This window comes from Deferrisoma palaeochoriense (assembly GCF_054656955.1).
In genome coordinates this window covers 21121-43825 of record NZ_BAAHXI010000014.1, presented here as the reverse complement: position 1 = coordinate 43825, position 22705 = coordinate 21121, and the positions used below count along the sequence as shown (strand labels likewise).

Annotated in this window: 23 protein-coding genes; 3 read left to right on the top strand and 20 right to left on the bottom strand. The window is 70.7% G+C overall.

Annotated elements, in window-relative coordinates; genetic code table 11:
• Nucleotides 1-184 precede the first annotated feature (184 nt).
• From ACYQ8L_RS05905 to mdh, 6 genes are all read right to left on the bottom strand, one after another.
• Entirely contained in the window at nucleotides 185-1051 is an 867-nt protein-coding gene (locus ACYQ8L_RS05905; protein WP_459940852.1) for a CoB--CoM heterodisulfide reductase iron-sulfur subunit B family protein, read from the bottom strand.
• Between the two features lie 12 nt (nucleotides 1052-1063).
• Nucleotides 1064-1477 (bottom strand): 4Fe-4S dicluster domain-containing protein, encoded by a 414-nt coding sequence (locus ACYQ8L_RS05900; protein ID WP_459940851.1) that lies wholly within the window; start codon nucleotides 1475-1477, stop codon nucleotides 1064-1066.
• A 315-nt stretch (nucleotides 1478-1792) separates the two neighbouring features.
• Nucleotides 1793-2353 carry a Fe-S-containing hydro-lyase gene (locus tag ACYQ8L_RS05895; RefSeq protein WP_459940850.1) on the bottom strand — a complete coding sequence of 187 codons (561 nt, stop codon included), beginning with the start codon at nucleotides 2351-2353 and terminating at the stop codon, nucleotides 1793-1795.
• 14 nt (nucleotides 2354-2367) lie between these two features.
• Nucleotides 2368-3210 carry a fumarate hydratase gene (locus ACYQ8L_RS05890; RefSeq protein ID WP_459940849.1) on the bottom strand — a complete coding sequence of 281 codons (843 nt, stop codon included), beginning with the start codon at nucleotides 3208-3210 and terminating at the stop codon, nucleotides 2368-2370.
• 116 nt (nucleotides 3211-3326) lie between these two features.
• Nucleotides 3327-4205, bottom strand: coding sequence for a LysR family transcriptional regulator (locus tag ACYQ8L_RS05885; RefSeq protein WP_459940848.1), 879 nt, complete (start codon nucleotides 4203-4205; stop codon nucleotides 3327-3329).
• A gap of 56 nt (nucleotides 4206-4261) precedes the next feature.
• The gene (gene mdh / locus ACYQ8L_RS05880) at nucleotides 4262-5191 is read right to left on the bottom strand and encodes a malate dehydrogenase (protein WP_459940847.1); all 930 of its coding nucleotides are present in this window, start codon (nucleotides 5189-5191) and stop codon (nucleotides 4262-4264) included.
• A gap of 213 nt (nucleotides 5192-5404) precedes the next feature.
• Between mdh and ACYQ8L_RS05875 the strand changes: the two genes are divergently transcribed.
• From ACYQ8L_RS05875 to ACYQ8L_RS05865, 3 genes are read left to right on the top strand one after another with little or no spacing between them, the layout of a single operon-like run.
• Complete coding sequence (locus ACYQ8L_RS05875) at nucleotides 5405-5968, top strand: UbiX family flavin prenyltransferase (protein ID WP_459940846.1); 564 nt, start codon at nucleotides 5405-5407, stop codon at nucleotides 5966-5968.
• 16 nt (nucleotides 5969-5984) lie between these two features.
• The gene (locus ACYQ8L_RS05870; RefSeq protein ID WP_459940845.1) at nucleotides 5985-6545 is read left to right on the top strand and encodes an NUDIX hydrolase; all 561 of its coding nucleotides are present in this window, start codon (nucleotides 5985-5987) and stop codon (nucleotides 6543-6545) included.
• Nucleotides 6542-7036: a hypothetical protein gene (locus ACYQ8L_RS05865; protein ID WP_459940844.1), complete on the top strand. Its 495-nt coding sequence runs from the start codon at nucleotides 6542-6544 to the stop codon at nucleotides 7034-7036. The genes ACYQ8L_RS05870 and ACYQ8L_RS05865 overlap by 4 nt, the downstream gene beginning before the upstream one ends.
• Before the next feature lie 18 nt (nucleotides 7037-7054).
• Here the strand turns inward: ACYQ8L_RS05865 and ACYQ8L_RS05860 are convergent, their stop codons facing one another.
• From ACYQ8L_RS05860 to ACYQ8L_RS05795, 14 genes are all read right to left on the bottom strand, one after another.
• Nucleotides 7055-8290, bottom strand: coding sequence for a L,D-transpeptidase family protein (locus tag ACYQ8L_RS05860; protein ID WP_459940843.1), 1236 nt, complete (start codon nucleotides 8288-8290; stop codon nucleotides 7055-7057).
• A 182-nt stretch (nucleotides 8291-8472) separates the two neighbouring features.
• Nucleotides 8473-9033 (bottom strand): DUF6125 family protein, encoded by a 561-nt coding sequence (locus tag ACYQ8L_RS05855; RefSeq protein ID WP_459940842.1) that lies wholly within the window; start codon nucleotides 9031-9033, stop codon nucleotides 8473-8475.
• A gap of 131 nt (nucleotides 9034-9164) precedes the next feature.
• On the bottom strand, nucleotides 9165-9863 hold the full coding sequence (locus ACYQ8L_RS05850) for a hypothetical protein (RefSeq protein WP_459940841.1): 699 nt from the start codon (nucleotides 9861-9863) through the stop codon (nucleotides 9165-9167).
• The gene (locus tag ACYQ8L_RS05845) at nucleotides 9844-11574 is read right to left on the bottom strand and encodes an FAD-dependent oxidoreductase (protein ID WP_459940840.1); all 1731 of its coding nucleotides are present in this window, start codon (nucleotides 11572-11574) and stop codon (nucleotides 9844-9846) included. The genes ACYQ8L_RS05850 and ACYQ8L_RS05845 overlap by 20 nt, the downstream gene beginning before the upstream one ends.
• Before the next feature lie 131 nt (nucleotides 11575-11705).
• Nucleotides 11706-12122 (bottom strand): RidA family protein, encoded by a 417-nt coding sequence (locus tag ACYQ8L_RS05840; protein WP_459940839.1) that lies wholly within the window; start codon nucleotides 12120-12122, stop codon nucleotides 11706-11708.
• Nucleotides 12123-12348: 226 nt separating this feature from the next.
• The gene (locus ACYQ8L_RS05835; protein ID WP_459940838.1) at nucleotides 12349-14475 is read right to left on the bottom strand and encodes a RelA/SpoT family protein; all 2127 of its coding nucleotides are present in this window, start codon (nucleotides 14473-14475) and stop codon (nucleotides 12349-12351) included.
• A gap of 30 nt (nucleotides 14476-14505) precedes the next feature.
• Complete coding sequence (gene rpoZ, locus ACYQ8L_RS05830; protein ID WP_459940837.1) at nucleotides 14506-14715, bottom strand: DNA-directed RNA polymerase subunit omega; 210 nt, start codon at nucleotides 14713-14715, stop codon at nucleotides 14506-14508.
• 56 nt (nucleotides 14716-14771) lie between these two features.
• On the bottom strand, nucleotides 14772-15404 hold the full coding sequence (gene gmk, locus ACYQ8L_RS05825) for a guanylate kinase (RefSeq protein WP_459940836.1): 633 nt from the start codon (nucleotides 15402-15404) through the stop codon (nucleotides 14772-14774).
• Nucleotides 15405-15407: 3 nt separating this feature from the next.
• Nucleotides 15408-16955 (bottom strand): glutamine-hydrolyzing GMP synthase, encoded by a 1548-nt coding sequence (gene guaA, locus ACYQ8L_RS05820; RefSeq protein ID WP_459940835.1) that lies wholly within the window; start codon nucleotides 16953-16955, stop codon nucleotides 15408-15410.
• A 30-nt stretch (nucleotides 16956-16985) separates the two neighbouring features.
• On the bottom strand, nucleotides 16986-18455 hold the full coding sequence (guaB, locus tag ACYQ8L_RS05815; RefSeq protein WP_459940834.1) for an IMP dehydrogenase: 1470 nt from the start codon (nucleotides 18453-18455) through the stop codon (nucleotides 16986-16988).
• Between the two features lie 185 nt (nucleotides 18456-18640).
• Complete coding sequence (locus ACYQ8L_RS05810; protein WP_459940833.1) at nucleotides 18641-19390, bottom strand: TerB family tellurite resistance protein; 750 nt, start codon at nucleotides 19388-19390, stop codon at nucleotides 18641-18643.
• Nucleotides 19391-19474: 84 nt separating this feature from the next.
• Nucleotides 19475-20710 (bottom strand): outer membrane protein assembly factor BamB family protein, encoded by a 1236-nt coding sequence (locus ACYQ8L_RS05805; protein WP_459940832.1) that lies wholly within the window; start codon nucleotides 20708-20710, stop codon nucleotides 19475-19477.
• Entirely contained in the window at nucleotides 20707-21363 is a 657-nt protein-coding gene (locus tag ACYQ8L_RS05800; RefSeq protein ID WP_459940870.1) for a histidinol phosphate phosphatase domain-containing protein, read from the bottom strand. The genes ACYQ8L_RS05805 and ACYQ8L_RS05800 overlap by 4 nt, the downstream gene beginning before the upstream one ends.
• A 594-nt stretch (nucleotides 21364-21957) precedes the next feature.
• Nucleotides 21958-22506, bottom strand: a complete 549-nt coding sequence (locus ACYQ8L_RS05795) for a nitroreductase family protein (protein ID WP_459940831.1) — start codon at nucleotides 22504-22506, stop codon at nucleotides 21958-21960.
• Nucleotides 22507-22705: the final 199 nt, after the last annotated feature.

Sequence of the window (22705 nt, the reverse complement as noted above, 5' to 3'; positions counted from 1 at the left end):
ATCAGGTCCCGTAAACGGCTGGGAAGCCAGGAAGCTGGGAGGCTCGGAAGCTCGTTGCCTGGATTGACCGCCCGTCAACGCCCGTTTCCGGCCGCCTCCCGGTAGGAAACCCGGCAACGCCCACCCCGCCGGCTTCCCAGCCTCCCAGCCTCCCAGCCTCCTAGCTTTCCAGCCTCCCAGCCTTCTAGCCTTCCAGCCTCTCCAACACCGGCAGGGGATCCACGGCGTGCCGTTCCTCGGCCAGGAGCTCCAGCCCCTCGCCCAGGGCCAGGGCCAGGAGCTCCGTGAAGTAGAGCACCGGGAGGCCCCGGAACGATTTGTCGGCCTTGGCCATCTCGCCCTGCCGGTCGTCCAGGTTGAACTGGCACAGGGGGCACGCCGTCACCACGAGGTCGGCCCCCCGACCCTTGGCCGAAGCCAGGATCTCCCGGGAGCACCGGGTGGCCATGGCGTCGGAGTGGACCACCTGGAACGCCCCGCAGCACTCGCTCTTCATGGGGTAGTCCACGGGCTCGGCGCCCAGCGCCGCGATCAGGTCCTCGAAGATCCGGGGCCGGTCGGGGTCATCCATCTGCATCTCGACCTTGGGCCGAAGGAGGAGGCACCCGTAGAAGGGCGCCACCCGGAGCCCCTCGAGCCGGCGCGAGACCTTCTCGGCCAGGGCGTCGAACCCGATCTCGTCCCGGAGCACCTCCAGGTAATGGAGCACGGAGAGGTCGCCCGCGTACTCCTCCTCGATGAAGTCGGTGACCTTCTTTCGCCGCTCGGGGTTCGTCTGCATCACGTGGTTCGTGCGCTTGAGCACGTTGTGGCATACCGCGCACAGGGTCACCAGCTTCTCCGAAGCCTTCCGGGCCCGGGCCAGCACCCGGGTCGGCGACGCCAGAGCCATGTCGTAGTCCTCGGCCAGCGGGAACGTGGCGCCGCAACAGGTCCAGTAGGGCATCTCCTCCAAGGTGAACCCGAGGCGTTCTCCCGCCCGTTTCGCGGCTTCGTCGAACGACTTGGCCTTGGTATACAGGGTGCAGCCGGGAAAATACGTGAGATTCATCGCAAGCTCCGGTCAGCTCAGGGGCACGAACTTGCGGGCCGCGCTGATGAGCAGGATCTGGGGCACCCGCTGGAGGTACTCGGGCGGGAGCTTCTGGAGCTGGATCTCGCTCTTGCCCTTGCGGATCTGGAGCATCCGCACGGCTTCCATGATCCGGGCCAGATCCACCCCCTTGGGGCACACGGCCCGGCACTGGAGGCACGAGGCGCAGATCCACGGGGTGTTGGCCTCAAGCACCTTCTCCTCGAGCCCCAACTGGAGGTACCGGATCACCTGGTTCGGCAGCATGTCCATCTCGGGGGTGGCCGGGCAGGCGGCCGAGCACTTGCCGCACTGGTAGCAGCGGTACACGCTCTGGGCGGCCACCTCCTCGATCTTCCGGATCCGGTCGTTCCTGATCTTTTCGGTTTCGATCCGAACGCGCATGGTTTGGTCTCCCGGCCGAGCCTCCGCCGCTGGCAGGCTCCGTACGATAACTTCGGTCCACGGCCGCCGGTCTCGCGGTCTCCGGTCCCTTGGCCCGAGCCGCGACAGCCCTTCTTTCCCGGCACCCGGCCCCCCCCTCACCCCGACCCTCTCCCCCCGCGGGGGAGAGGGCATTCCGTGGGGGTGCCGCGGGGCGGCACCGAGTCCCCCTCCCCGGGAGGGAGGGGGACAGGGGGAGGGGGCTTTCCCGGCTGCCTTTCCAGCCTTCCAGCCTTCCAGCCTCCTAGCCTTCCAGCCTCCCAGCTTTCTAGCTTCCTAGCCGTCCTTCGCGTACCGCTTGCGGCCTTCTTCGTAGAGGTCTCCGCCGTGGGCGTCGTTCACCACGACCACGGGGAAGTCCTCCACCTCGAGCTTCCGGATCGCCTCGGGCCCCAGGTCCTCGTAGGCCACGATCTCGGCCGAGCGGATCCGCTTGGAGATCAGCGCGGCCGCCCCGCCCACGGCGCCGAAATAGACGGCCTTGTGCTTCTTGAGGGCTTCCTTCACCTCGGCCGAGCGCTTGCCCTTGCCGATCATGCCCTTGAGCCCGTGGGCCACGAGCACAGGGCTGTACGGGTCCATGCGGTACGACGTGGTAGGGCCGGCCGAGCCGATGGGGCGGCCCGGGGGGGCCGGGGTGGGCCCGACGAAATAGATGATCTGCCCCCGGGGATCGAAGGGCAGGGGCTCGCCCTTCTCGATCAACGCCACGAGCCGGGCGTGGGCCGCGTCGCGGGCGGTGTACACCGTGCCCGTGAGGAGCACCCGGTCGCCGGCCCGGAGCCGTTCCACGTCGGCGTCGGTGAGGGGCGGGGTCAGTCGGATCGGTTCGCTCATGGCCCGGCCCTCCCTTAAATCTCGGCCTCTTTGTGGCGGGCGGAGTGGCACTGGATGTTCACCGCCACGGGCAGGCTCGCGATGTGACAGGGGTGGGCCTCGATGTGGACGGCCAGGCTCGTGGTGGTGCCCCCGAGGCCGGCGGGCCCGATGCCCAGGGCGTTGATCCGCCCCAGGAGCTCCCGCTCCAGGTCGGCGTAGAACGGGTCGGGGTTCGGCTCGCCCACGGGCCTGAGGAGCGCCCGCTTCGCCAGGAGCGCCGCCACCTCGAAGGTGCCGCCGATCCCCACCCCCACGATGGTGGGGGGGCAGGGGTTCGGGCCGGCCTCCCGCACCCGCTCCACCACGAACCGCTTCACCCCCTCGACCCCGTCGGCGGGTTTGAGCATGGCGATGCCGCTCATGTTCTCGCTGCCGCCGCCCTTGGGCGCAAACGTGATCCGCACCCGGTCGCCGGGCACGATCCGCACGTGCACGACGGCCGGTGTGTTGTCGCCCGTGTTCTTGCGGCGCAGGGGGTCGGCCACGATGGATTTTCGCAGATACCCCTCCTCGTAGCCCCGTCGGACCCCCTCGTTTACGGCCTCGTAGAGGTCGCCCCCCACGAGGTGGACGTCCTGCCCCAGTTCCACGAACACCACGGCGAACCCCGTGTCCTGGCACAGGGGGAGCCCCTCGTCCCGGGCGATCCGGGCGTTCTCCAGGAGTTGCTCCAGAACGTCGCGGCCCGTGGGGCTCTCCTCCGCGTCCCGGAACCGCTCGAAGGCCCGGACCACGTCGTCGCCCAACCGGGTGTTGGCCTCCACGCACAGGCGCCGCACGGTCTCGGTGATCGCTTGCACGGGGACGTCGCGCATTCTCAGCCCTTCTCCCGCCGGCACGGCTCGCTTCTCGGTTCGTGAACCCGTGGCATCCTAACAGCGGTTCAGCTTAAAGAAAAGTTGGAAGTTCTTAACGTCGGCTTAAGTATATCTTACGAACCGCACAGATCTCGCAGGATCGAAAGCAGGAAATCCGTCAGCGGGCGAGCCGGGTGGCGGCGCCGCTCGTACACCCCCACCCGGCGGACCAACTGGGGGCTCCCGAAGGGCAGAATCCGGAACCGCCGGCCCACCGAGACCAGCCGCGTCCGGTTCAGGGGGATCACGGCGACGCCAAGGCCCTGCTCGACGAGGCTCAGCACCGCCTCCAGGCTGTCGAGCTCGATCACGTCCCGGGGCCGGATGCCCCGGGCCATGAGCTGCCCTTCCACCATGGCCCCGGTCCAGGCGGTCTTGTCGAACCGGACGAAGGGGAGCCCCCGGAACCATTCGGCGTCGTCGTCGCCCTCCATGTGGGGGGGAGCCACCACGTAAAACGGCTCTTCGTCGTAGCCCCTCCATTCGCAGTGGGCCGGCGGGGCGTAGGGGGGCTCGCTGATCAGGGCCGCCTCCAGGTCCCCCTCCTCCACCCGGGGCGCCAGGGCATCCGAGATCCCGGAATGGACCCGGATCTGGAGTTGGGAGTACTCCCCCTTGAGCGCGGCCAGGGCCCGGGGCACCGGCCCGGTGAGGGCCGAGGGAATCACCCCCAGGACCAGGGCCCCCGGAAGGCTTCCCTCGGGGTTGAGCTGGGCCTTGAGGCCGTCGTAGAGGGCCAGGATCTCCTCGGCCCGCTCCAGGGCCAGCCGCCCGGCGGCGTTGAGCCGCGGCCGGCCGCCGGAGCGGTCGAAGAGTTCCACCCCGAGTTCCTCCTCCAGGGCCTTCATCTGGAGGCTCACCGCGGCCTGGCTGAGCCCCACCTGCTCGGCGGCGGCCGCAAAGCTGCCCTTTCGCGCGATGGCGACCAGGGTCCGAAGGGCCCGAAGGGACATGGCCGAACGCTCGGCGCCCCGGTCCGAAACTCCGGACCGGGGCGCCCTTTGGGGACCTAGAGGGGCAGCTTCTCGACCAACCCCTTTACGGCCGCCGCCGAGCGGTCCAGGGCGGCCTTCTCGTCGGGGGTCAGGTCGATCTCGAAGATCTTCTCCACGCCCTTTTCCCCGAGGAGCACCGGAACCCCCAGGTAGATGCCCTGGTACCCGTATTCGCCCTCGAGGTACGCGGCGCAGGGGAGCACCCGCTTCTGGTCCTTGAGAATCGCCTCGGCCATCTGCACCGCCGAGGCCGAGGGGGCGAAAAACGCGCTCCCCGTCTTCAGGTACCCCACGATCTCGGCCCCGCCGTTCCGGGTGCGCTCGATCAGCGCCTCGATCCGCTCGGGGGGCAGGAGCGACTGGAGCGGGATGCCGCCCACGCTGCAGTACCGGGCCAGGGGCACCATGGAGTCGCCGTGGCCGCCCAGCACGAAGGCCTGCACGTCCTCCACGCTCACGCCGAGCTCCAGGCTCACAAAGGTGCGGAACCGGGCCGTGTCGAGGATGCCGGCCATCCCCACCACCCGCTCCTTGGGGAACCCGCTCACCTTGAGCGCCGTGTAGGCCATGGCGTCCAGCGGGTTCGACACCACGATGATCACCGCGTTGGGCGACCGGGGGGCCACCTGTTCGGTGACGCTCTTGACGATCTCGAAGTTCTTGAGGAGAAGGTCGTCGCGGCTCATGCCCGGCTTGCGGGGGAGCCCGGCGGTGATGATGACCACGTCGGAGCCGGCGGTTTCGTCGTAGCCGTTCGTGCCCACGACGTTCACGTTGAACCCCTCGACCGGGCTGGCCTCAAGAAGATCCAGGGCCTTGCCCTGGGGCACCCCCTCCACGATGTCGACGAGCACCACGTCGCCGAGCTCCTTCGCGGCCGCCCAGTGGGCCGCGGTGGCCCCCACGAATCCTGCCCCCACCACCGTGATCTTGTTGCGCGCCATGGTCTTCCTCCCTTTCGTGTTGGACGTGGAAAAGAGGTCCACCCCCGCAGGGTGCGGCATCCTAGCACCCGCCCCCGACTTCAGCAACGCTAAAAAACTTGAGTCTCGCTAAAACCGGCCCCCGCGCCGGCAAGTCCGGCTTGACCGGGGCCCCGGCGCGCCCCATTGTGTACCGCGGTGTGCCATCCAACCGGAACACGGAGGGAATGGGCCATGCGTAGATTCGTGATCGGCATCACCGGTGCAAGCGGGGTGATCTACGGCGTTCGGCTCCTCCAAGTGTTGCGGGAGATGCCCGACGTCCAGACCCACCTCATCCTTTCCCGCGCGGCCCGGGAGACCCTGGTGCTCGAAACGGAGTGGGCCCCGGAGGCCGTGGAGGCCCTGGCCGACCGGGCCTACGACCCCGACGACCTGGCCGCTCCCATCGCCAGCGGGTCGGTGCCCACCGCCGGCATGGCGATCGTGCCGTGTTCCATGAAGACCCTGTCGGCCGTTGCCCACTCGTTCGCCCACAACCTGATCGCCCGGGCGGCCGACGTGACCCTCAAGGAGAAGCGGCCCCTGGTGCTCGTGCCGAGGGAGACGCCGCTCCACAAGGGGCATCTGGAGCTCCTGGCGAAGGCGGCGGATCTCGGCGCCGCGATCGTGCCCCCCATGGTGGCCTTCTACCACCGGCCCACCACGATCGAGGAGATCGTCGACCACACCGTGGGAAAAGTGTTAGAACAGCTGGACGTCGAGCACCAACTCTACCGCCGCTGGCAGGAGACCTGACCCCAAGGAGACCGCCTTGCCCAAGCCCTGGCCCCTCGTGGAGAAGACCCTGGAAGGGGACTTTCGCATCTTTCGCCTGGTGCGGGAGCGGGCCCGCAGCCCCCGCACCGGGGCGCTTCACGACTTTTTCGTTCTGGAGACCGGGGACTGGGTGAACGTGATCCCGCTCACCCCCGAGGGGCAGGTGGTGCTGGTGCGCCAGTACCGCCACGGGGTCAAGCGGGTCACGGTGGAGATTCCCGGGGGGCTCGTGGACGACGGGGAGGCCCCGGCCGCGGCCGCGGCGCGGGAACTCGAGGAGGAAACCGGGTACCGGGCCGGCACCGTGGTCCACCTGGGCTCGGTGGACGCCCAACCGGCCCTCCAGAACAACCGGTGCCACACCTACCTGGCCTTGGGCTGCGTGCGGGTGGGAGACCCGGCCCCCGACGCCGGCGAGGACCTCCGGGTGGCGCTCGCGTCCGTGGACGACGTGCCCCGGATGATCGCCGCGGGGGAGATCACCCACGCCCACGTGCTGGCGGCGTTTTACTGGTACGAGCTCTGGCGCCGAGGGGAAGGAGCGGCCCGTCCGTGACGGTGGGCCTGTACTGGCACTCCCGCACGGGCACGACCCGACGCGCCGTGGAGATGCTGCGCGGGATCCTCGAGGACCGGGGGGCCGAGGTGCGCCCCGGGGAGATCCGGCCCCGCTGGGACCTGCCCTACCCCCTGTGGCTCGCGCTGTCGTTCGTGCCCGGGAGCCGGTTTCCCGTGCGGCCCGCGGGCCCGGCGCCCACCGAGGTTTCCCGCGCGGTGGTCGCGTTCCCCAAATGGACGTTCTCCCACCCACCGGTGAACGCGTTTCTCGCCCGGGTCGCGAAGACCCTCCCCCCCACCGGGCTCCTGGTGACCTGCGGCGGGTGGGATCAGGAGCGCTACCTCGAAGGCTACCGGCGGCGGCTCGAACGCCTCGGCGTGGAGGTGCGCTCGACCCTGGCGATCAAAAAGAAACACCTCGGGGCCCCCGCCACCCGGGAGGCCCTGGCCCGTTTCGCCGACGCCCTGCTCGCCGGCCCCGCCGCCTAGCCTACCCCCCGACCGCCTTCACTTCCCCACCCACAGGGGCAGGCTGAGCTCCCTCGCCTCGCCCCCGTTCGACGGGAAGTACCGGATCACGGCCCGGTAGCTGCCCGGGGGAAGGGGCTGGCCCAGGGTGTCGCGGACCTCCCAGACGAAGTTTCGGGATTCTCCCGGCTCCAGATGCACCATGGACTGGGCCACCATCTGGGGCCGGAACACCACCCGGCCGGTGTCGTCGCGGACCTCGATGGGGTAGGGATTGGGCAGGTCGATCGGGACCTGGGCCTCGATCTGGAACGTGACCCGGCGTCGGGCGTCCGGAGGGCAGTCGAGGCACGACCACCGGGCGAACCCGTCCGCGCCTTCCGCCGGATCGGACATCCCGTTTTCCTTGGGCAGGCTCCCCACCCGCCGCGCCACCCCGTCTTTCGCCGCCAACACGGCGTCGAGGGCCCCGGGATCGACCGTACCGGCGGCTCCCTCCCGCTCCAGGGCGGCCCATACCTCCCCTCGGGACGGGGTCCCCAACCCGTAGACGTCCGGGTGGGCCTCGGCCCACACCTCCCCGTCGGGGGTCACGGCGACCTTCACCGGCAGGTACACGATGTCCACCCGCAACCCCTGGGTCGCCCGCCCATACAGGTCGTCGATGTCCCCGTCCCGGGCCCGGATGCACCCGTGGCTCAGGAACTGCCCCACCGAAGTCCCGAACGGCGTGCCGTGGATGCCGTATCCCCAGAGGGAGAGCTGGATCCAGTACCGGCCGAGGGGGTTGTCCGGTCCGGGCGGCACCCGCTGGCGTACCAGAAGGCCCTCCCGCCGCATCTCCTCCTGGATCGACGGCGGCACGTCCCAGGTCGGGTCCTCCTCCCGGAACAGGATCGTAAACGATCCGAGGGGCGTCGGCCGGGCGGGCCGGCCCAGGCCCACGGGGTACCGGGCCGTCACCTGCTTCCCCTCGAACACGTAGAGCGTGGCCTCGGGCACGTTGATGACCCAGCCGTCGTCCAGCACGGCCGGCACCACCCGCCTCGTGTCCACGGCGAGGCGCTGGCCCGGGTAGATCCGGTCGGCCCGCTCGATGCCGTTCTCTGCGGCCAGGGTCTTCCAGGGCACCCCCACGCTCGAGGCGATCCCGATCAGGGTATCCCCCGGCTTCACCTCCACGGACCGGAGCTCCCCCACCACCTGCCGGAACACCCCGAGCCGGGGCCCCGGAGGTTGGGCGAGCTCGTGCCCCGCGGCAAGCCGGGCCCACATCAGGAGCACTCCCCAAACGATCCCACAACGAACGGCACGTCCCATGCGCGACACCCCGACGGAAGCGCGATGCTGCGAGTTTCCCCGGGGTCAGTTTACCCGCGCAGCCCCTCTGCGGAAAGTCGCCCCGCTGGCGTTTCCGGGGGGCGACGGGCCGGCCGGGTCGGGGATTTGGCCGGCCGCTAAGGGGTTTCGCCAGACCCGGGCTCCAGGGTGAACTCCCAGGCGCACCAGAACTCGTCGGGATGCTCGTCCGGCGGGCAGGCGATGCAGCGGGTGCGGATGCGCGGATCCACGGCCCGGGCGAACTCCGAATATTCCACGATGCCCACGGACTTGCAGGGGAAGTCCGGAAGCCCCTTTCGTTTCCGGGCCGACTGGACCCGGCAGTCGAGCATCCGGAACACGGCCCGCGTGTCGGTGACCTCGATCGTCTCCTGGAGGTTCAACCGGGCGTAGAACCGGTGCTTCAGGCACTCCACGAGGGCCGGGATGCCGCCGCCCGGCTCCATGCCGAGCCGCTCCATGATCCGACGGGCCTCGATCACGGTGAAGGTGCGCCAAGCCTCCCGGTCGGCCTCGATGGCGGCCTCCATGCCGTGGGCCCGTTCCACGGCCTGAAACCACAGGCCGTCGTGGGCGAGCCAGTTCTTGGCGTCGTCGATGAGCATCCGGATGAGCTCCTCCTTCGTCATGTCGTAGAGCATCCGGATGCCTTCGTTCCCCCTGAGCGTCTGGTGCATGCGGCTCCTCCTGGATTGAAATGGGAAACCAAACGACGCGGGACCCGGCCCGGCGGCCGGGATTCTCTCGGGTTTCGCCTACGGATTCCACCGGAATCGCCTATCCCAAGATCCCTTCCGAGCCGCGGCCCTCAGGCCTCCGGGCAGTGGTGCTCCCACCCGAGCAGGCGGGCCGCGCCCGCGATCCCCACGCCGTAGGCCACCACGCGGGTGCCCGGCGCGAGCCGGGGCCCCACCCGATCCCACACGCCCTGCACGAGTCCCCCGGCGCCCACCAGCACCGTGCGGCACCGCCCGACCGCCTCGGGGAGGTCCGTCAGGGCCGAACGTTCCCCCAGGCAGATGAGGGGACGAACGGTCGAAAGCGCCTCGTAGAGGCAACTGTGGGTTCCCACGAGGCACGCGCACGGGGGGCCGCCCCCGGGGCCGTAGCGCTCGGCGAACTGCGCCGCGCAGGCCGCGGTTCCGGCCACCGAGCACAGGCGGGGGGCCACCACCAGTTCCCGGCGCCAGGCCAGGTAGGCGTTGATCGCCGCCAGAAGCCTCGCCCGTTCCGCCGGGACCTCGGCCGGCCGGCGGGCGAGATCCCCGATGGGGCCCTCATATCGGACCGCCAGGGGCGACACGCAAAACCCCTCGGCCTCCCCCACCCGAGCACGCAGCACGAACCGGGCCGGCACGGGGCCGAGGCACGCGATGCCGGGCCAGCGCTCCGGGGCGGTTTCGACCCGAACCCCGACGTCCCGGTGGCCCGCCGCGGCAAGCCGCACATCGAGCCGTGCCCGCAGAGGGCCGAATATCCCGTCGGGCTCAGCCGTCCGACGTATCATAAGGCCATCCCACCACGCCCCCCTCCAGGAACGAGACGTTCTCGAACCCCAGCCCCTCCAGGATGCGCTGCCCCTCGTAGCCCCGAAGCCCGATCTTGCACACCAGCACCACGGGCCGGTCCTTGGGCAGCTCGCCCGCCCGGGCCCGCAACTGGCCCAGGGGAACCAGCTTCGCGGCGTCGAAGGGCAGGGCCTCGTGCTCGGCCGGGCTTCGGACGTCCACCAGGTCGTGCGGCCGGCCCTCCCGGCGCCACCGGAGGACCTCCTCGGGCCGCACGCCCCGGGCCAGGCCGTCCAGGACGTTCCGGACCGTGTTGGCCGCCACCACCAGGAGGTCCATGGGCGGCGCGTAGGGGGGCGCGTACACCAGGTCCAGGTTCGCCACCTGCTCCAGGGTCATCCCGGAGGTCACGGCGGCCACGGCCGCGTCCACCCGGCGGGCCACGTCGCCCCGGCCGACGCCCTGCACCCCCAGCACCCTGCGGGTCTTCCGGTCGGCGATGAGCTTGAGCATCATCGGGGCGGATCCGGGCATGAAATGGGGCTTGTCCGACCCCACCACGATCGCCGCCACGGGGTCGAACCCGGCTCCGGCGGCCTCGGCCTCCCCCAGCCCCGTGCGGGCCACCGTGAGCTCGAAAAACCGCATCACGAGGGAGCCGGCCACCCCGGGGAAGGCGTCCACGTCTCCGAGCACCGCGTTGGTGCCGGCGACCCGCCCCTCCTTGTTGGCCGTGGACCCCAGGGGAATCCAGCACGGTTTTCCGGTGACCAGGTGGCGTTTCTCGGCGCAGTCGCCGGCGGCATAGATCGCCGGGTCCGAGGTGCGAAGGTGCTCGTCCACCCGGATGGCCCCGGTGGGGCCGATCTCCAGGCCCGCCGCCCGGGCCAGGGCCACCTGGGGCCGGACCCCGGTGGCCACGAGCACCAGGTCCACCGGTACGGTCTCGGCCGGCAGGCGAAGCGCCACGGCCCGGTCCCCCTCGGTGACCACCTCAGAAACCGCCGTGTCGGTGAGGACCCGGATCCCCTTGCGGCGGGCGTGGGCCTCGAGGTGGGCGGCCACCTCGGGATCCACGTTGGGAAGCACCTGGGGGAGCCGCTCCACCACCGTCACGTCCTCGCCGCGCTCCCGCAGGGCCTCGGCGGTCTCGAGCCCGATCAGGCCCGCCCCGATCACCCCCACCCGCAGCGGCCGGGCAGGCCGCTCTCCGGAGAGGTCCCGTTCCTTGAGGAGATCGGCGATCTGGTCGAGGGCCGCGCGGAACCGCCGGGCGTCCTCGTAGGTCTTGAGGAAGAACACGTTCGAGGCGTCGAGCCCCGGAATCGGGGGGCGAGCCGCCTCCGCGCCGGTGGCCAGGACGAGCCGGTCGTAGGGCAGCGTGCGGGTTTCGCCCGAATCGAGGTGCCGCACCACCACCTCCCGGGCCTCCCGCCGGATCTCCACGGCCTCGGTGCGGGTGAGGAGGCGGATGTCCTTGACCTGGCCGAAGAACCGTTCGTCCCGCACGACGCCCGAGGGGGTTTCCATGAGCTCCTCGATCCGGCCCACGCTCCCGCCCACGTAGTACGGGAACCCGCAGGCGCCGTAACTGGCCCGGGCATCCCGCTCCACCACGGTGATCTCGGCGGTGGGGTCGAGCCGCCGGGCCCGGGCCGCGGCCTTGGGCCCGGCGGCCACCCCCCCGATCACGACGATTCGTTTTGCCATGGCTCACTCCTCCCGAAGCGCAAGAAAAAAGGGGCATCCCGGTTTCCGGCAGGGGCCGAGGCACACCCGCCGAACCCTTGAGATGCCCCGCGAGGCCAAAAGTCACAAAAAAATCGGGAAACCCGTCCCTCCTACCGCACGAGGTCGACCGGTTCCAGGCCCGGCCCGTCGCCCGCCAGGGCCACGGCCTCGATCTCCACCCGGGCGCCCTTGGGCAGCGCCGCCACCGCCACGGCGGCCCGGGCCGGCGGTCGGTCGGGGAAGAACCCGGCGTACACCTCGTTCATGGCCGCGAAATCCCCCATGTCGGCCAGGAACACCGTGGTCTTCACCACCCGCTCCAGGCCGCTTCCGGCCGCCTCGAGGACCGCCCTCAGGTTCTCGAGCACCCGGCGGGTCTGCTCCCGGATGTCGCCGGCCACCATCTCTCCGGTTTCCGGGTCGAGGGGAATCTGCCCCGAGCAGAACACGAACCCTCCGGCCACCACGGCCTGGCTGTAGGGCCCGATCGCTTTGGGCGCCTGGTCGGTCGAGACGATTCGCTTCATGGGGTCACCTCCTGTGGGGGGGCCTTCGGCCCGCTGGAAGGCTAAAACGCTGGAAGGCTAGAACGCTAGGAGGCTAGGAGGCTCGACTGGGGTGAATCGTGAATCGATTGGTTGCTCGGCACCCCTCGGGGGTTCCCGGCGGCGCCCCCTCCCGACTTCTTCCGACCGCCAAGGTCACGCCACCGCCGTTCCGGGGGCTTCCCAGCCTCCCAGCCGACCGGCCGCCCTACGTCTTCACCCGGGTCACCCGGTGGACTCCCTTGACCGAGAGGATCGCGTTCAGGACCCGCTGGAGCCGGTCGAGGTCTTCCACCAGGATCTCGAACCGGCAAACGGCCTGGCCCGCGGCCCAGGTGTCCACCTGGGCCCGGGCCACGTTGATGTCGTGCTCGGCCAGGAGGTTCGTGATCTCCGCCAGGATCCCCTTGCGGTCGAGGCAGTCCACCCGGATTTTCACCGGGTGCACCGCCCCCTTCTTCCCCGCCCACTCCACCGCCACGGTGCGTTCTGGATCGAGGCGGCGCACGTTCGGGCAGTCGGCCGTGTGCACGGTCATGCCCTGTCCCCGGGTCACGAACCCGATGACGCGGTCGCCGGGAAGGGGGTGGCAACACCGGGCGAACCGCACCATCGCGTCGCCCACCCCCTGGATCACGATGCCGCTCGTTGTGCGGGTAGGTTTTCGGGGCCGCTTGGGCGGGGCCTCCTTCTCCTCGAGCTCGGGGTAGAGTTTCCCCAGGATCTGACGCGCCGAGATCTTCCCGTACCCCACGGCCTCGAGGAGCTCCTCGGCCTTGTTGAGCCCGAAGGCCTTGGCCGCCTCGTCCATCTCCCCGGATTTCAGGGCCTTGGAGAGGCTCTTGTCGGCCTTGCGGAACTCCCGTTCGCAGATCTCCCGGCCCAGCTCGGCCGAACGGACCCGCTGCTGCGCCTTGATCCAGGCCCGGATCTTCGCCCGGGCCCGGTTGGTCTTCACGAACTCGAGCCAGTCGGGGCTCGGGGTGTGGTGCTTGGAGGTGATGATCTCCACCTGGTCGCCGTTTCGCAGCTCGTGGCTCAGGGGCACCATGCGGCCGTTCACCTTGGCCCCCACGCACTGCTCCCCCACCTTGGAGTGGATGGCGTAGGCGAAGTCCACCGGGGTGGCCCCCCTGGGCAGCTCCATCAGGTCGCCGGCCGGGGTGAACACGTACACCACCTCGGGGAACCAGTCGCCCTTCACGCTCTCCAGGAAGTCCTGGGGATCCTGGATCTCCTTGTGGGCGTCCACGAGCTTCCGGAGCCACTCGAACACCCGGTCCATGGGGTCGGCCTCGGAGCGCTTCTCCTTGTAGCGCCAGTGGGCCGCGATGCCCTCCTCGGCGATCCGGTGCATCTCCTCGGTGCGGATCTGCACCTCCATGGGGTGGCCGCCCGGCCCGATGACCGTGGTGTGGAGCGACTGGTACAGGTTGGGCTTCGGCAGCGCTATGTAGTCCTTGAACCGGCCCGGCACGGGCTTCCACTCGGCGTGGATCGCCCCCAGGATGGCGTAGCAGTCCTGCACCGTGCCGGTGATGATCCGGAAGGCCACCAGGTCGTACACCTTCTCCAGCGGAATCCCCTGGTCCTGCATCTTCCGGTACACGGAGAACAGATGCTTCGGCCGGCCGCTCACCCGGCCGGCGAACCCGTGGCGCTGGAGCAACTGCTCCAACCGGACCTTGACGTCCTGGATGTACGCCTCCCTCTCGGCCAGCCGGCGGCGGACCCCCTCCTCGAGCTCGGCCCACACCTCGGGATGGGCGAACCGCAGGCCCAGGTCCTCGAGCTCGCTCTTCAGGCGGTGGATCCCGAGCCGGTTCGCAAGCGGCGCGTAGATGTCGAGGGTTTCCTGGGCCAGGGCGAGGCGCCCGGGGCCAGGCCGGGCCTCCAGGGTCCGCATCACCTGGAGCCGGTCGGCCAGCTTCACCAGAACGACCCGCACGTCCTGGGCCATGGCGAGGATGAGCCGCCGGAACCGCTCGGCCTGCTCCTTCTTGCGGGAGGTGTACCGGACCTTGGCGATCCGGGCGAGCCCCTGGAGCACCGAGGCCACCTCTTCCCCGAAGTGGGCGCGCACCTGGTCCAGGTCGCTCACGGCCTCCTCCACCACGTCGTGGAGCAGGCCGCAGGCTACGGTGACCTCGTCGAGGTTGAGCTCGGCTAGGTTCTGGGCGACGGCGACGGAATGGCGGAGGGTGGGATCCTGGGAACTGGTGTCGGCTCCCCCGTGGGCCCGGGCCGCGAAGAGGTAGGCCTTCCGGATGAGGTCCAGGTTGGCGTCCGGGTGGCGCTGCTCGACCGCTTCCAGGAGTTCGGCGATCCGGTGCATCGGGTCGCGGGCCGGGCCCCGCCCGGGGCCCTACCGGGCCCGGCGGGGGATCTGGCGCATGCGCACGGTCACCTTGCCCTCGGCGATCTCCCGCAGGGCCGTGACCACGATCTTGTTCTTCGTGTCCACCAGCGGGGGGGCTCCCTCGAGGAGCTGCCTCACCCGTTGGGCCGCGGCCATCGCGAGCTCGAACCGGTTGGGGACCTTTTCCAGACAGTCTTCTACGGTAACGCGCGCCATCGTGTGACTCCTTACGGCTGGAAAGCTGGAAAGCTAGAAGGCTGGAAAGCCGAAACTCACTGTCCCCCCGGATCGGCCGCTGGGCCGGGCCCAAGGAGGCGCTCCAGGGCCTCCCGGCGGCGGGCCGGTCGGCACCGCTCGGCCCGGACCACGGCCACCAGGTCCCCCAGGCAGCGGTCCACGTCGTCGTTCACTACCACGTAATGGTACCGCGGCGCCACCGCCACCTCGCTTCGGGCGTTCGCGAGCCGGCGCTCGATCACCTCGGGGCTGTCCTGGCCCCGCTCCACGAGCCGGCGGCGAAGCTCCTCCCACGACGGCGGCAGCACGAACACCAGCACCGCGTCGGGCAGCCGTTCGGCCACCTGGAGCGCCCCCTGCACGTCGATGTCGAGCACGATGTCCCGGCCCGCCTCGGCCGCCCGGCGCAGCTCGGTGAGCGCCGTGCCGTAGAGATTCCCGTGGACCTCGGCCCACTCGGCGAACTCGCCGCGGTCGCGCATGGCCTCAAAGGTGGCCTGGTCCACGAAGTGGTAGTCCACCCCGTCGCGCTCCCCGGGCCGGGGCGGCCGGGTGGTGTGGGACACGCTGTAGCCCAGCTCCGGCATCGCATCGCGCAGCCGCCGGATCAGGGTGGATTTCCCCGCCCCCGACGGCGCCGACACCACGAGCACCAGCCCCTGGGCCACCGCCTACTCCCACTCGATGGTGGCCGGCGGCTTCGAGGAGATGTCGTACACCACCCGGTTCACGCCGTCCACCTCGTTGATGATCCGGTTCGAGATGCGGCCCAGGAGCTCGTAGGGCAGCCGCGACCAGTCGGCCGTCATGCCGTCCACCGAGTTCACCGACCGGACGGCCACCACGTGCTCGTAGGTGCGCTCGTCGCCCATGACCCCGACGGTCTTCACCGGCAGGAGCACGCAGAACGCCTGCCACACGCTACGGTGCAGGCCCTCGCGGTGGATCTCCTCGCGCACGATGGCGTCGGCCTCCCGCAGGATCTCGAGCCGGTCGCGGGTGACCTCGCCCAGGACCCGGATGGCGAGCCCCGGCCCGGGGAACGGGTGGCGCTCGATGATCTCCTCCGGAAGCCCCAACTCCCGGCCCACCTCCCGCACCTCGTCCTTGAAGAGCTCCCGCAGCGGTTCCACGAGCTTGAGGTTCATACGCTCCGGCAGACCCCCCACGTTGTGGTGGCTCTTGATCGTGGCCGAGGGCCCCTTGAACGAGACGCTCTCGATCACGTCGGGGTAAAGGGTACCCTGGGCCAGGAACTCCACGTCGCCGAGCTTCCGGGCCTCGCGCTCGAACAGGTAGATGAACTCGTTGCCGATGATCTTTCGCTTCTGCTCGGGGTCGGTGACCCCCTTGAGCTTCTCGAGAAAGAGGTCGGCCGCGTCCACGGCGAGCAGGTTCAGGTGGAAGTGGTCCCGGAACGTCCGGACCACCTTCTCGGCCTCGCCCTTTCGCAGCAGCCCGTTGTCCACGAAGATGCAGGTGAGCTGGTCGCCGATGGCCCGGTGGAGCAGGAGCGCCACCACCGAGGAGTCCACCCCGCCCGACAGGGCGCAGATGACCTTGCCATCGCCCACGGTCTCGCGGATGTCCCGAACCGCGGCCTCGATGAACGACCCCATGGTCCAGGTGGGTTCGCACCCGCACACGTCGAACAGGAATGCCTCGAGCATCTCGGTGCCCCGGGGCGTGTGGACCACCTCGGGGTGGAACTGCACCCCGAACCAGGGCTTCTCCCCGTGGCCCATCGCGGCCACCGGGCTGTTCTCGGTGTGGGCGAGGGCCCGGAACCCCGGGGGCATCTCCTCGATCCGGTCGGCGTGGCTCATCCAGACCGGCACGGTCTCTCCGGGCTCGAACCCGGTCAGGGGCCCCCGGGGTTCGTCCACCGTGATGTGGGCGAGCCCGTACTCCCGCTTGAGGCCCCGGGCCACCCGGCCGCCCAGGAGATGGGTCATGAGTTGCATGCCGTAGCAGATGCCGAGCACCGGCACCCCCAGGTCGAAGATCTCTTTCGGCACCTTGGGGGCGTCGGGGTCGTACACGCTCGAGGGCCCGCCCGAGAGCACGATGCCCTGGGGCCGGAACTCCCGCACCCGCTCCAGGGGCACGGTGCAGGGGTGGATCTCGCAGTACACCCGGCTCTCGCGGATCCGGCGGGCGATCAACTGGGTGTACTGGGACCCGAAATCGAGGATCAGGATCTTTTGGTCGTGGCGCAACGCTCGCGTCCTTTCCCCGGCCGGGGCCGCCTACGCGGGCTCCACCCGGTAGTTGGGGGCCTCCTTCGTGATGATCACGTCGTGGACGTGGCTCTCCCGGAGCCCCGCCGGGGTGATCCGGACGAACCGGGCCTTCTTCCGGAGCTCCTCGATCGTGGCGCACCCGGTGTACCCCATGCCGGCCCGGAGCCCCCCCACGAGCTGCAGCACGTTGGCCGACAGGGGGCCCCGGTACGGCACCCGGCCCTCGATGCCTTCGGGCACGAGCTCCGACTCGTCGCGCACGCCCTGGAAGTAGCGGTCGCGGCTGCCCTTCTTCATGGCCCCGAGCGACCCCATGCCCCGGTACACCTTGTACGAGCGACCCTGGTAGAGGATGAGCTCCCCTGGGCTCTCCTCGGTGCCCGCCAGGAGGCTCCCGATCATGACCGACGAGGCCCCGGCCGCGATGGCCTTGGTGATGTCGCCCGAGTATTTGATGCCGCCGTCCGCGATCACCGGGATCCCGTACCGGTCGGCAACCCGCGAGGCTTCGGCCACGGCCGTGACCTGGGGCACCCCGGCGCCGGCCACCACCCGGGTGGTGCAGATGGATCCCGGTCCCACCCCCACCTTCACGGCGTCCGCCCCGGCCCGGATCAGGGCCTCGGCGCCCTCGGCCGTGGCCACGTTCCCGGCGATGACCTGGGCGTCGGGCCACTGGCGCTTGATGGCCTCCACGGCCTGGAGAACCATCCTGGAGTGGCCGTGGGCCGTGTCCACCGCGATCACGTCGCACCCGTGGGCCAGGAGGGCGGCCACCCGCTCGTCCCGGTCCGCGCCCACCCCCACGGCCGCCCCCACCCGCAGCCGGCCCATGTCGTCCTTGCAGGAGTTCGGGTACTTGCGGGCCTTCTCGATGTCCTTGATCGTGATGAGCCCCCGGAGCACGTAGTGCTCGTCCACCACGGGCAGTTTCTCGATCCGGTGCTCGTGGAGGAGCTCCTTGGCCTGCTCCAGGGTGGTCCCGGGGGGCACGGTCACCAGGTTCTCCCGGGTCATGACCTCCCGCACGGGGCGCTCCAGGTTCTTTTCGAACCGAAGGTCCCGGTTCGTGAGGATGCCCACCAGGTGCCCCTCCTCGTCGGTGATCGGCACCCCGCTGATCCGGTACCGGGCCATGAGATCCAGGGCCTCGGCCACCTTCTGGTCGGGCCGCATCGTGATCGGGTCCACGATCATCCCGGCCTCGGACTTCTTGACCTTGTCCACCTCGGCCACCTGCTCCTCCACCGTGAGGTTCCGGTGGATGATGCCGATGCCGCCCTCCTGGGCCATGGCGATGGCCGTGCGGGCCTCGGTCACGGTGTCCATGGCCGCGCTCAGAAGCGGGATCTTGAGCCGGATCTTGGGGGTGAGCCAGGTGGAGACGTCCACCTGGTCGGGCAGCACGGCCGACTCGGCCGGAAGGAGGAGCACGTCGTCGAAGGTGAGTCCGTAGGGGATCTTTTCGTCGAGCATGGCGCCTCCGGGACGGGGAATCGAGGGGTGGGGGATAAAGAACCCGGAAGGATAGGGGAGTCGTCCCCGGAGGTCAAGGACTGCCGACCCCTAAGAAACCCAGGCGGTCGGGGTCCGTCGTTCGCGCGGGCGGGAAGGAGATCTCGTGTCCCCCCCGCGGCTTGGGCGCACCGACTACTGCCGGGTCATGAAAACCCCCGGGCCGTGCGGATGGCGTCGTAGGCCTGTTGGATCTCGAGGAATTTGCGGTGGGCGAGCTCCCGGAACTCCTCGCCCAGGTGGGCCACCCGGTCGGGGTGGTACTTCTTGGCGAGCTCCCGGTACGCCCGCTTGATCTCCTCTTCGGAGGCATCGGGCGCCACGCCGAGCACCTCGTAGGGCCGGCGGCCGTCCCCGCCGGCGGCCGTGGCCCGAAGACCCGCCACGTCGGCCGGGTTCACCCCGAGGCCGGCCAGGGCCCGGCGGAGCACCGCCTCCTCGGCCGGGTGCACCTGACCGTCGGCCCGGGCCACGTCGATCAGGCACTCCACCAGGAGGAGGCGGGTGGCATAGTCGCACCGGGCCGCCACGTCGCGGCACAGGGCGTCGAGGTCCACCCCCTCCCGCAGGAACTGCTTGATGAGGTCCCGCACGATCTCCAGCGATTCGCCCCGGTAGCCCAGCCGCTCCTCGAAGAACCGCCGGATGGTGCGAACCTCCTCGCGCTTCACCTCGCCGTCGGCGTGGAGCATGGCCGTGAGGATGCCCACGAGGCTCGCCACGAAGTAGAGCTCCTCCTGCTGTTGGCGCACCCGGGGGTCCTCGGCCGGACCGGCCCCCTCGCCCAGGGGGGCGTCCTTCACGTAGTGGCCGATCACGCCCCCGATCACGGCCCCGAGGGGCCCGCCCAGGAGCCAGCCCAGCCCCGCACCGATCAGCTTGCCTTGTAGCGCCATGGGATTCTCCGTTTCAGAGCCGGGGGCTACGGGCCCTCCTCCCTTCGGCTGCCCGGCCCCTCTCCGTCGCGGGCGCCGCCGCCCTCAGTGCCACCCGAGAACGTGGAGCGTGCTGCCGTCCGAAAGGAAGGCGATCCGGCCCGGGAGCACCGCGGGCTGGCCGTGGAGGCCGGGGCCCGGCGAGTACCGGAACCGCTCGGTTCCGGTGGCGGCGTCGAGCACCGCCAGAGGGCCGTCGGAGGATCCCACGACCACCGAGCCGCTCGCGAGAACCGGCGCTGTGGACACCCCATCCCCGATCCCCGCTCGCCACAGTTCGTGGCCGTCGCCCCGGTCCAGGGCCACGAGGGCCCCGCCGGGGGATCCCACGTACACGGCGTCGGCGCCCACGGCGATCCCCCCGGCCGCCGGCAGGTCCGCCTTCCAGAGGATCTCGCCGGTGGCCGCGTGCAACGCCACCACCGGCCCGTCGAGGCTTCCGGCGTACACCCGCTCTCCCTCGTACACGGGGCCGGCGGCCACGTCCCGGAACCCCGCGCCTTCCAGGCTGGCCCGCCAGAGCACCCTTCCCACCTCGGGGTCCAGGGCCACGACGGTGCCGTCCCAGAACCCCGCGTACACCCGGCCGCCCCCCAGGGCGAGCCCGTGGGCCCGGAACACCGACCGGTGGGCCGGAAACTTCCGGCCGTACTGCCACAGCGGCCGGCCCGTGGCGGCCTCGAGGCAGAACACGTTGCCGTCGGCCACGGGCACGTACACGCGCTCCCCGTCGGTGAGCACCCCGGCCACCACCGGGTAGGTGGTGGCAAACTCCCAGGCCTTCTCGCCCCGGGGTGTCACCGCGTACACCCGGCCGGCGTCGTCCCCCACCACGAACACGCCCCCCGTCCAGGCCGCGCTCGCGTACACCCGGCCGCGGGTCGGGAACCGCCACAGGATCCCCCCGTCGGCGAGGCGCACGGCGTCGAACGAGCGCCCCTCGTGCCCCACGAAGGCCACCCCGCCCACCACCACGGGGCTCGCGTACCCCTCGGGCCGGTACCCGGGCTCGGCCACCAGCCGGACCATCCGCTGAAGTTCGACGCCGGCAGGAACGGCAACGTCCACCCGAGCATTGCGAGACGAGCCTCCGCCCTCCTGGCCCCACATCACCGGCTCCGTGGGCACCTCCACGGGCCGGGGCGCCGTGGCGCACCCCGCCAGGACGAGGAGAACCGCCAGGACCCCGGCCACGGCGGCCAGGCCCCGCCCCGGTCTTCCTCGTCGCCCACCGAAGGTAGCACGGCCGAAGCCCGGCCCGTTTCGTCGCGCTGGGATCACGCCTCGCCTCCTTCCCATCCCGCCAGACGGGCCATGTTCCGCCGCAGGGCCTCGTACTCCTCTTCCGTGAGGCCCGCCCCCAGGGCCACGGTGCGGGCGAAGGCCGCGCCGATGAGGTCGCCCGGGGCGTGGGCGTCGGTGTTCAGCACCAGGGGCGCCCCGGTGCGCCTGGCCATCGCCACCACATGGCCGTTGGCCAGGCTGTGGCCTTTGCGGGCGCTCACCTCGAGGCTCACCCCCCGCTCGGCCGCGAGCCGGGCGTCCTCCTCGGTGATGAGCCCCGGATGGCTCAGGATGTCGGCCCCCGCCTCGATGGCCGCCCGGTTCGTGCCCGGCTCCACCGGCTCCACCGGGCTTTCGCCGTGGACCACCACGAGTCGCGCCCCCAGGCGCCGGGCCTCGGCCACGTAGCGGCCGATCAGGGCCGCCGGCACGTGGGTGAGCTCGATCGCCGGCACGGCGCGCACCCGGCGGTGGGCGTTGTTCTCCTCGCAGGCCCGCACGATCCGGGGGATCACGTGGTCGAGGGTGGCCATGTCGGCGTGGTCGGCCAGGGCCACGGCCCGGAGGCCGAGCGCCTCGACCCGGCGCAGGAGCTCCGACGGCAGGAGCTCACCGTCGGAAAACAGGGTGTGGGTGTGGAGATCGATCATCTGGGTTTCCATGTGTCTTCCGCTGGGACGCTGGGAAGCTGGGATGCTAGGACGCTGAACTGCTTCGCGATTCCTGCGCGCGCCTGTCCCTGCGGGTACGAGCGGCTCTCGCGCGGCGACAGGTGTTTCGGCGGGACTTCGGCCCGGATCGCGCCTTGGAAGGCGCTCCCACGACTCGGGCGTTACGAACGCCAACGAAAGTATTGTCGGATCCCCGTCGTTGCCAGCGAAACCCGCGGGTGGGGGGCTGGTGGAGAGCCGGGTGCGGCCCCTCACCTCGCCGCGCCATCACCAGGCTTGGATTGCTTTGGAAGTTCAGGAACTTCCGATGCTGACGCTCCGATCTGCCGACCCTGCGACGGCATGCGAGGGCGCGGCGATCGGGTGCCGCACTCGCACCCGGCCGGAACCAGTCCCCCACCCGCCTCGGGCAATACTCTTGAAGGTATTCGTAACCCCACCGTCGTCATACCCGCGGTAGGGCCCCGGCCCCCCGGTTTCCCCGGGAGGGTTCACTCCGCCCGGAGGCCCGCTACGGAAAAAGCCCGGGCCCCACGGGGCCCGGGTCTGGTCTGCACGCGTGGGGTCGCCGCCTCAGCCGCCGGAGTACCGGTTCCAGCGCACGAAGTCCTCCCGGGGCTTCCGGGGGGGCACTTTGGCCTCGGCCGCCGGGTAGCCCAGCGGGGTCAGGGCCACCACCTCGATGCCCGGGGGGGCCCCGAGCGCCTTGGCCGCGGCCGCCGGGTCGAAGAGCCCGATGCACACGGTCCCCAGGCCCTCGGCGTGCGCGGCCAGCATGAAGTTCTGCATGGCGAGCGCCACGTCGAACATGAGCCAATCGCCCCGGGGGGTCGCCGCCTTGCCCTTGTAGAACCCGGCCCGGCCGGTCTGGCCGCAAAACGCCACCACCAGGGGGGCCTCCACCATGGCCTTGTACGCCGGGTTCGAGGGCGGGAGCGTCTGCTGCAACGCCTCCTTCACCGCCGGGTCCGAAACCACCACGACCTCGGCGCACTGGGTGTGGGCCCAACTGGGCGCCCACTGGGCCGCCTCCAACAGGCGGTCCAGCACCTCCTGGGGCACGGGATCGGGCTTGTACTTCCGGATGGAACGGCGTCCGCGGATCGCTTCGTAGAGCTCCATGGTGCCACCTCCTTTGGAAGAATTTCGGTCGTCCGGCCGACGGTCTCCGGCGTCCGGTCGGTGCCCCCCGGTGGGCCCGCCGGCGCCGTTCCCCGCCCCTCGTACCCCATTCGCCCCTGGCCGTCAAACCCGGAACCCCCCTTCCGCCGTTCGGTCGCTTGCCGGCCGATCGCGGAAGGCACCAAACGGGCGGGCGGTT

Coding starts and splice junctions, on each gene's coding strand:
- ACYQ8L_RS05905 (WP_459940852.1), bottom strand. CDS start 1,051: ATGAATCTCACGTATTTTCCCGGCTGCACCCTGTATACCAAGGCCAAG.
- ACYQ8L_RS05900 (WP_459940851.1), bottom strand. CDS start 1,477: ATGCGCGTTCGGATCGAAACCGAAAAGATCAGGAACGACCGGATCCGG.
- ACYQ8L_RS05895 (WP_459940850.1), bottom strand. CDS start 2,353: ATGAGCGAACCGATCCGACTGACCCCGCCCCTCACCGACGCCGACGTG.
- ACYQ8L_RS05890 (WP_459940849.1), bottom strand. CDS start 3,210: ATGCGCGACGTCCCCGTGCAAGCGATCACCGAGACCGTGCGGCGCCTG.
- ACYQ8L_RS05885 (WP_459940848.1), bottom strand. CDS start 4,205: ATGTCCCTTCGGGCCCTTCGGACCCTGGTCGCCATCGCGCGAAAGGGC.
- mdh (WP_459940847.1), bottom strand. CDS start 5,191: ATGGCGCGCAACAAGATCACGGTGGTGGGGGCAGGATTCGTGGGGGCC.
- ACYQ8L_RS05875 (WP_459940846.1), top strand. CDS start 5,405: ATGCGTAGATTCGTGATCGGCATCACCGGTGCAAGCGGGGTGATCTAC.
- ACYQ8L_RS05860 (WP_459940843.1), bottom strand. CDS start 8,290: ATGTGGGCCCGGCTTGCCGCGGGGCACGAGCTCGCCCAACCTCCGGGG.
- ACYQ8L_RS05855 (WP_459940842.1), bottom strand. CDS start 9,033: ATGCACCAGACGCTCAGGGGGAACGAAGGCATCCGGATGCTCTACGAC.
- ACYQ8L_RS05850 (WP_459940841.1), bottom strand. CDS start 9,863: ATGATACGTCGGACGGCTGAGCCCGACGGGATATTCGGCCCTCTGCGG.
- ACYQ8L_RS05845 (WP_459940840.1), bottom strand. CDS start 11,574: ATGGCAAAACGAATCGTCGTGATCGGGGGGGTGGCCGCCGGGCCCAAG.
- ACYQ8L_RS05840 (WP_459940839.1), bottom strand. CDS start 12,122: ATGAAGCGAATCGTCTCGACCGACCAGGCGCCCAAAGCGATCGGGCCC.
- ACYQ8L_RS05835 (WP_459940838.1), bottom strand. CDS start 14,475: ATGCACCGGATCGCCGAACTCCTGGAAGCGGTCGAGCAGCGCCACCCG.
- rpoZ (WP_459940837.1), bottom strand. CDS start 14,715: ATGGCGCGCGTTACCGTAGAAGACTGTCTGGAAAAGGTCCCCAACCGG.
- guaB (WP_459940834.1), bottom strand. CDS start 18,455: ATGCTCGACGAAAAGATCCCCTACGGACTCACCTTCGACGACGTGCTC.
- ACYQ8L_RS05810 (WP_459940833.1), bottom strand. CDS start 19,390: ATGGCGCTACAAGGCAAGCTGATCGGTGCGGGGCTGGGCTGGCTCCTG.
- ACYQ8L_RS05800 (WP_459940870.1), bottom strand. CDS start 21,363: ATGATCGATCTCCACACCCACACCCTGTTTTCCGACGGTGAGCTCCTG.
- ACYQ8L_RS05795 (WP_459940831.1), bottom strand. CDS start 22,506: ATGGAGCTCTACGAAGCGATCCGCGGACGCCGTTCCATCCGGAAGTAC.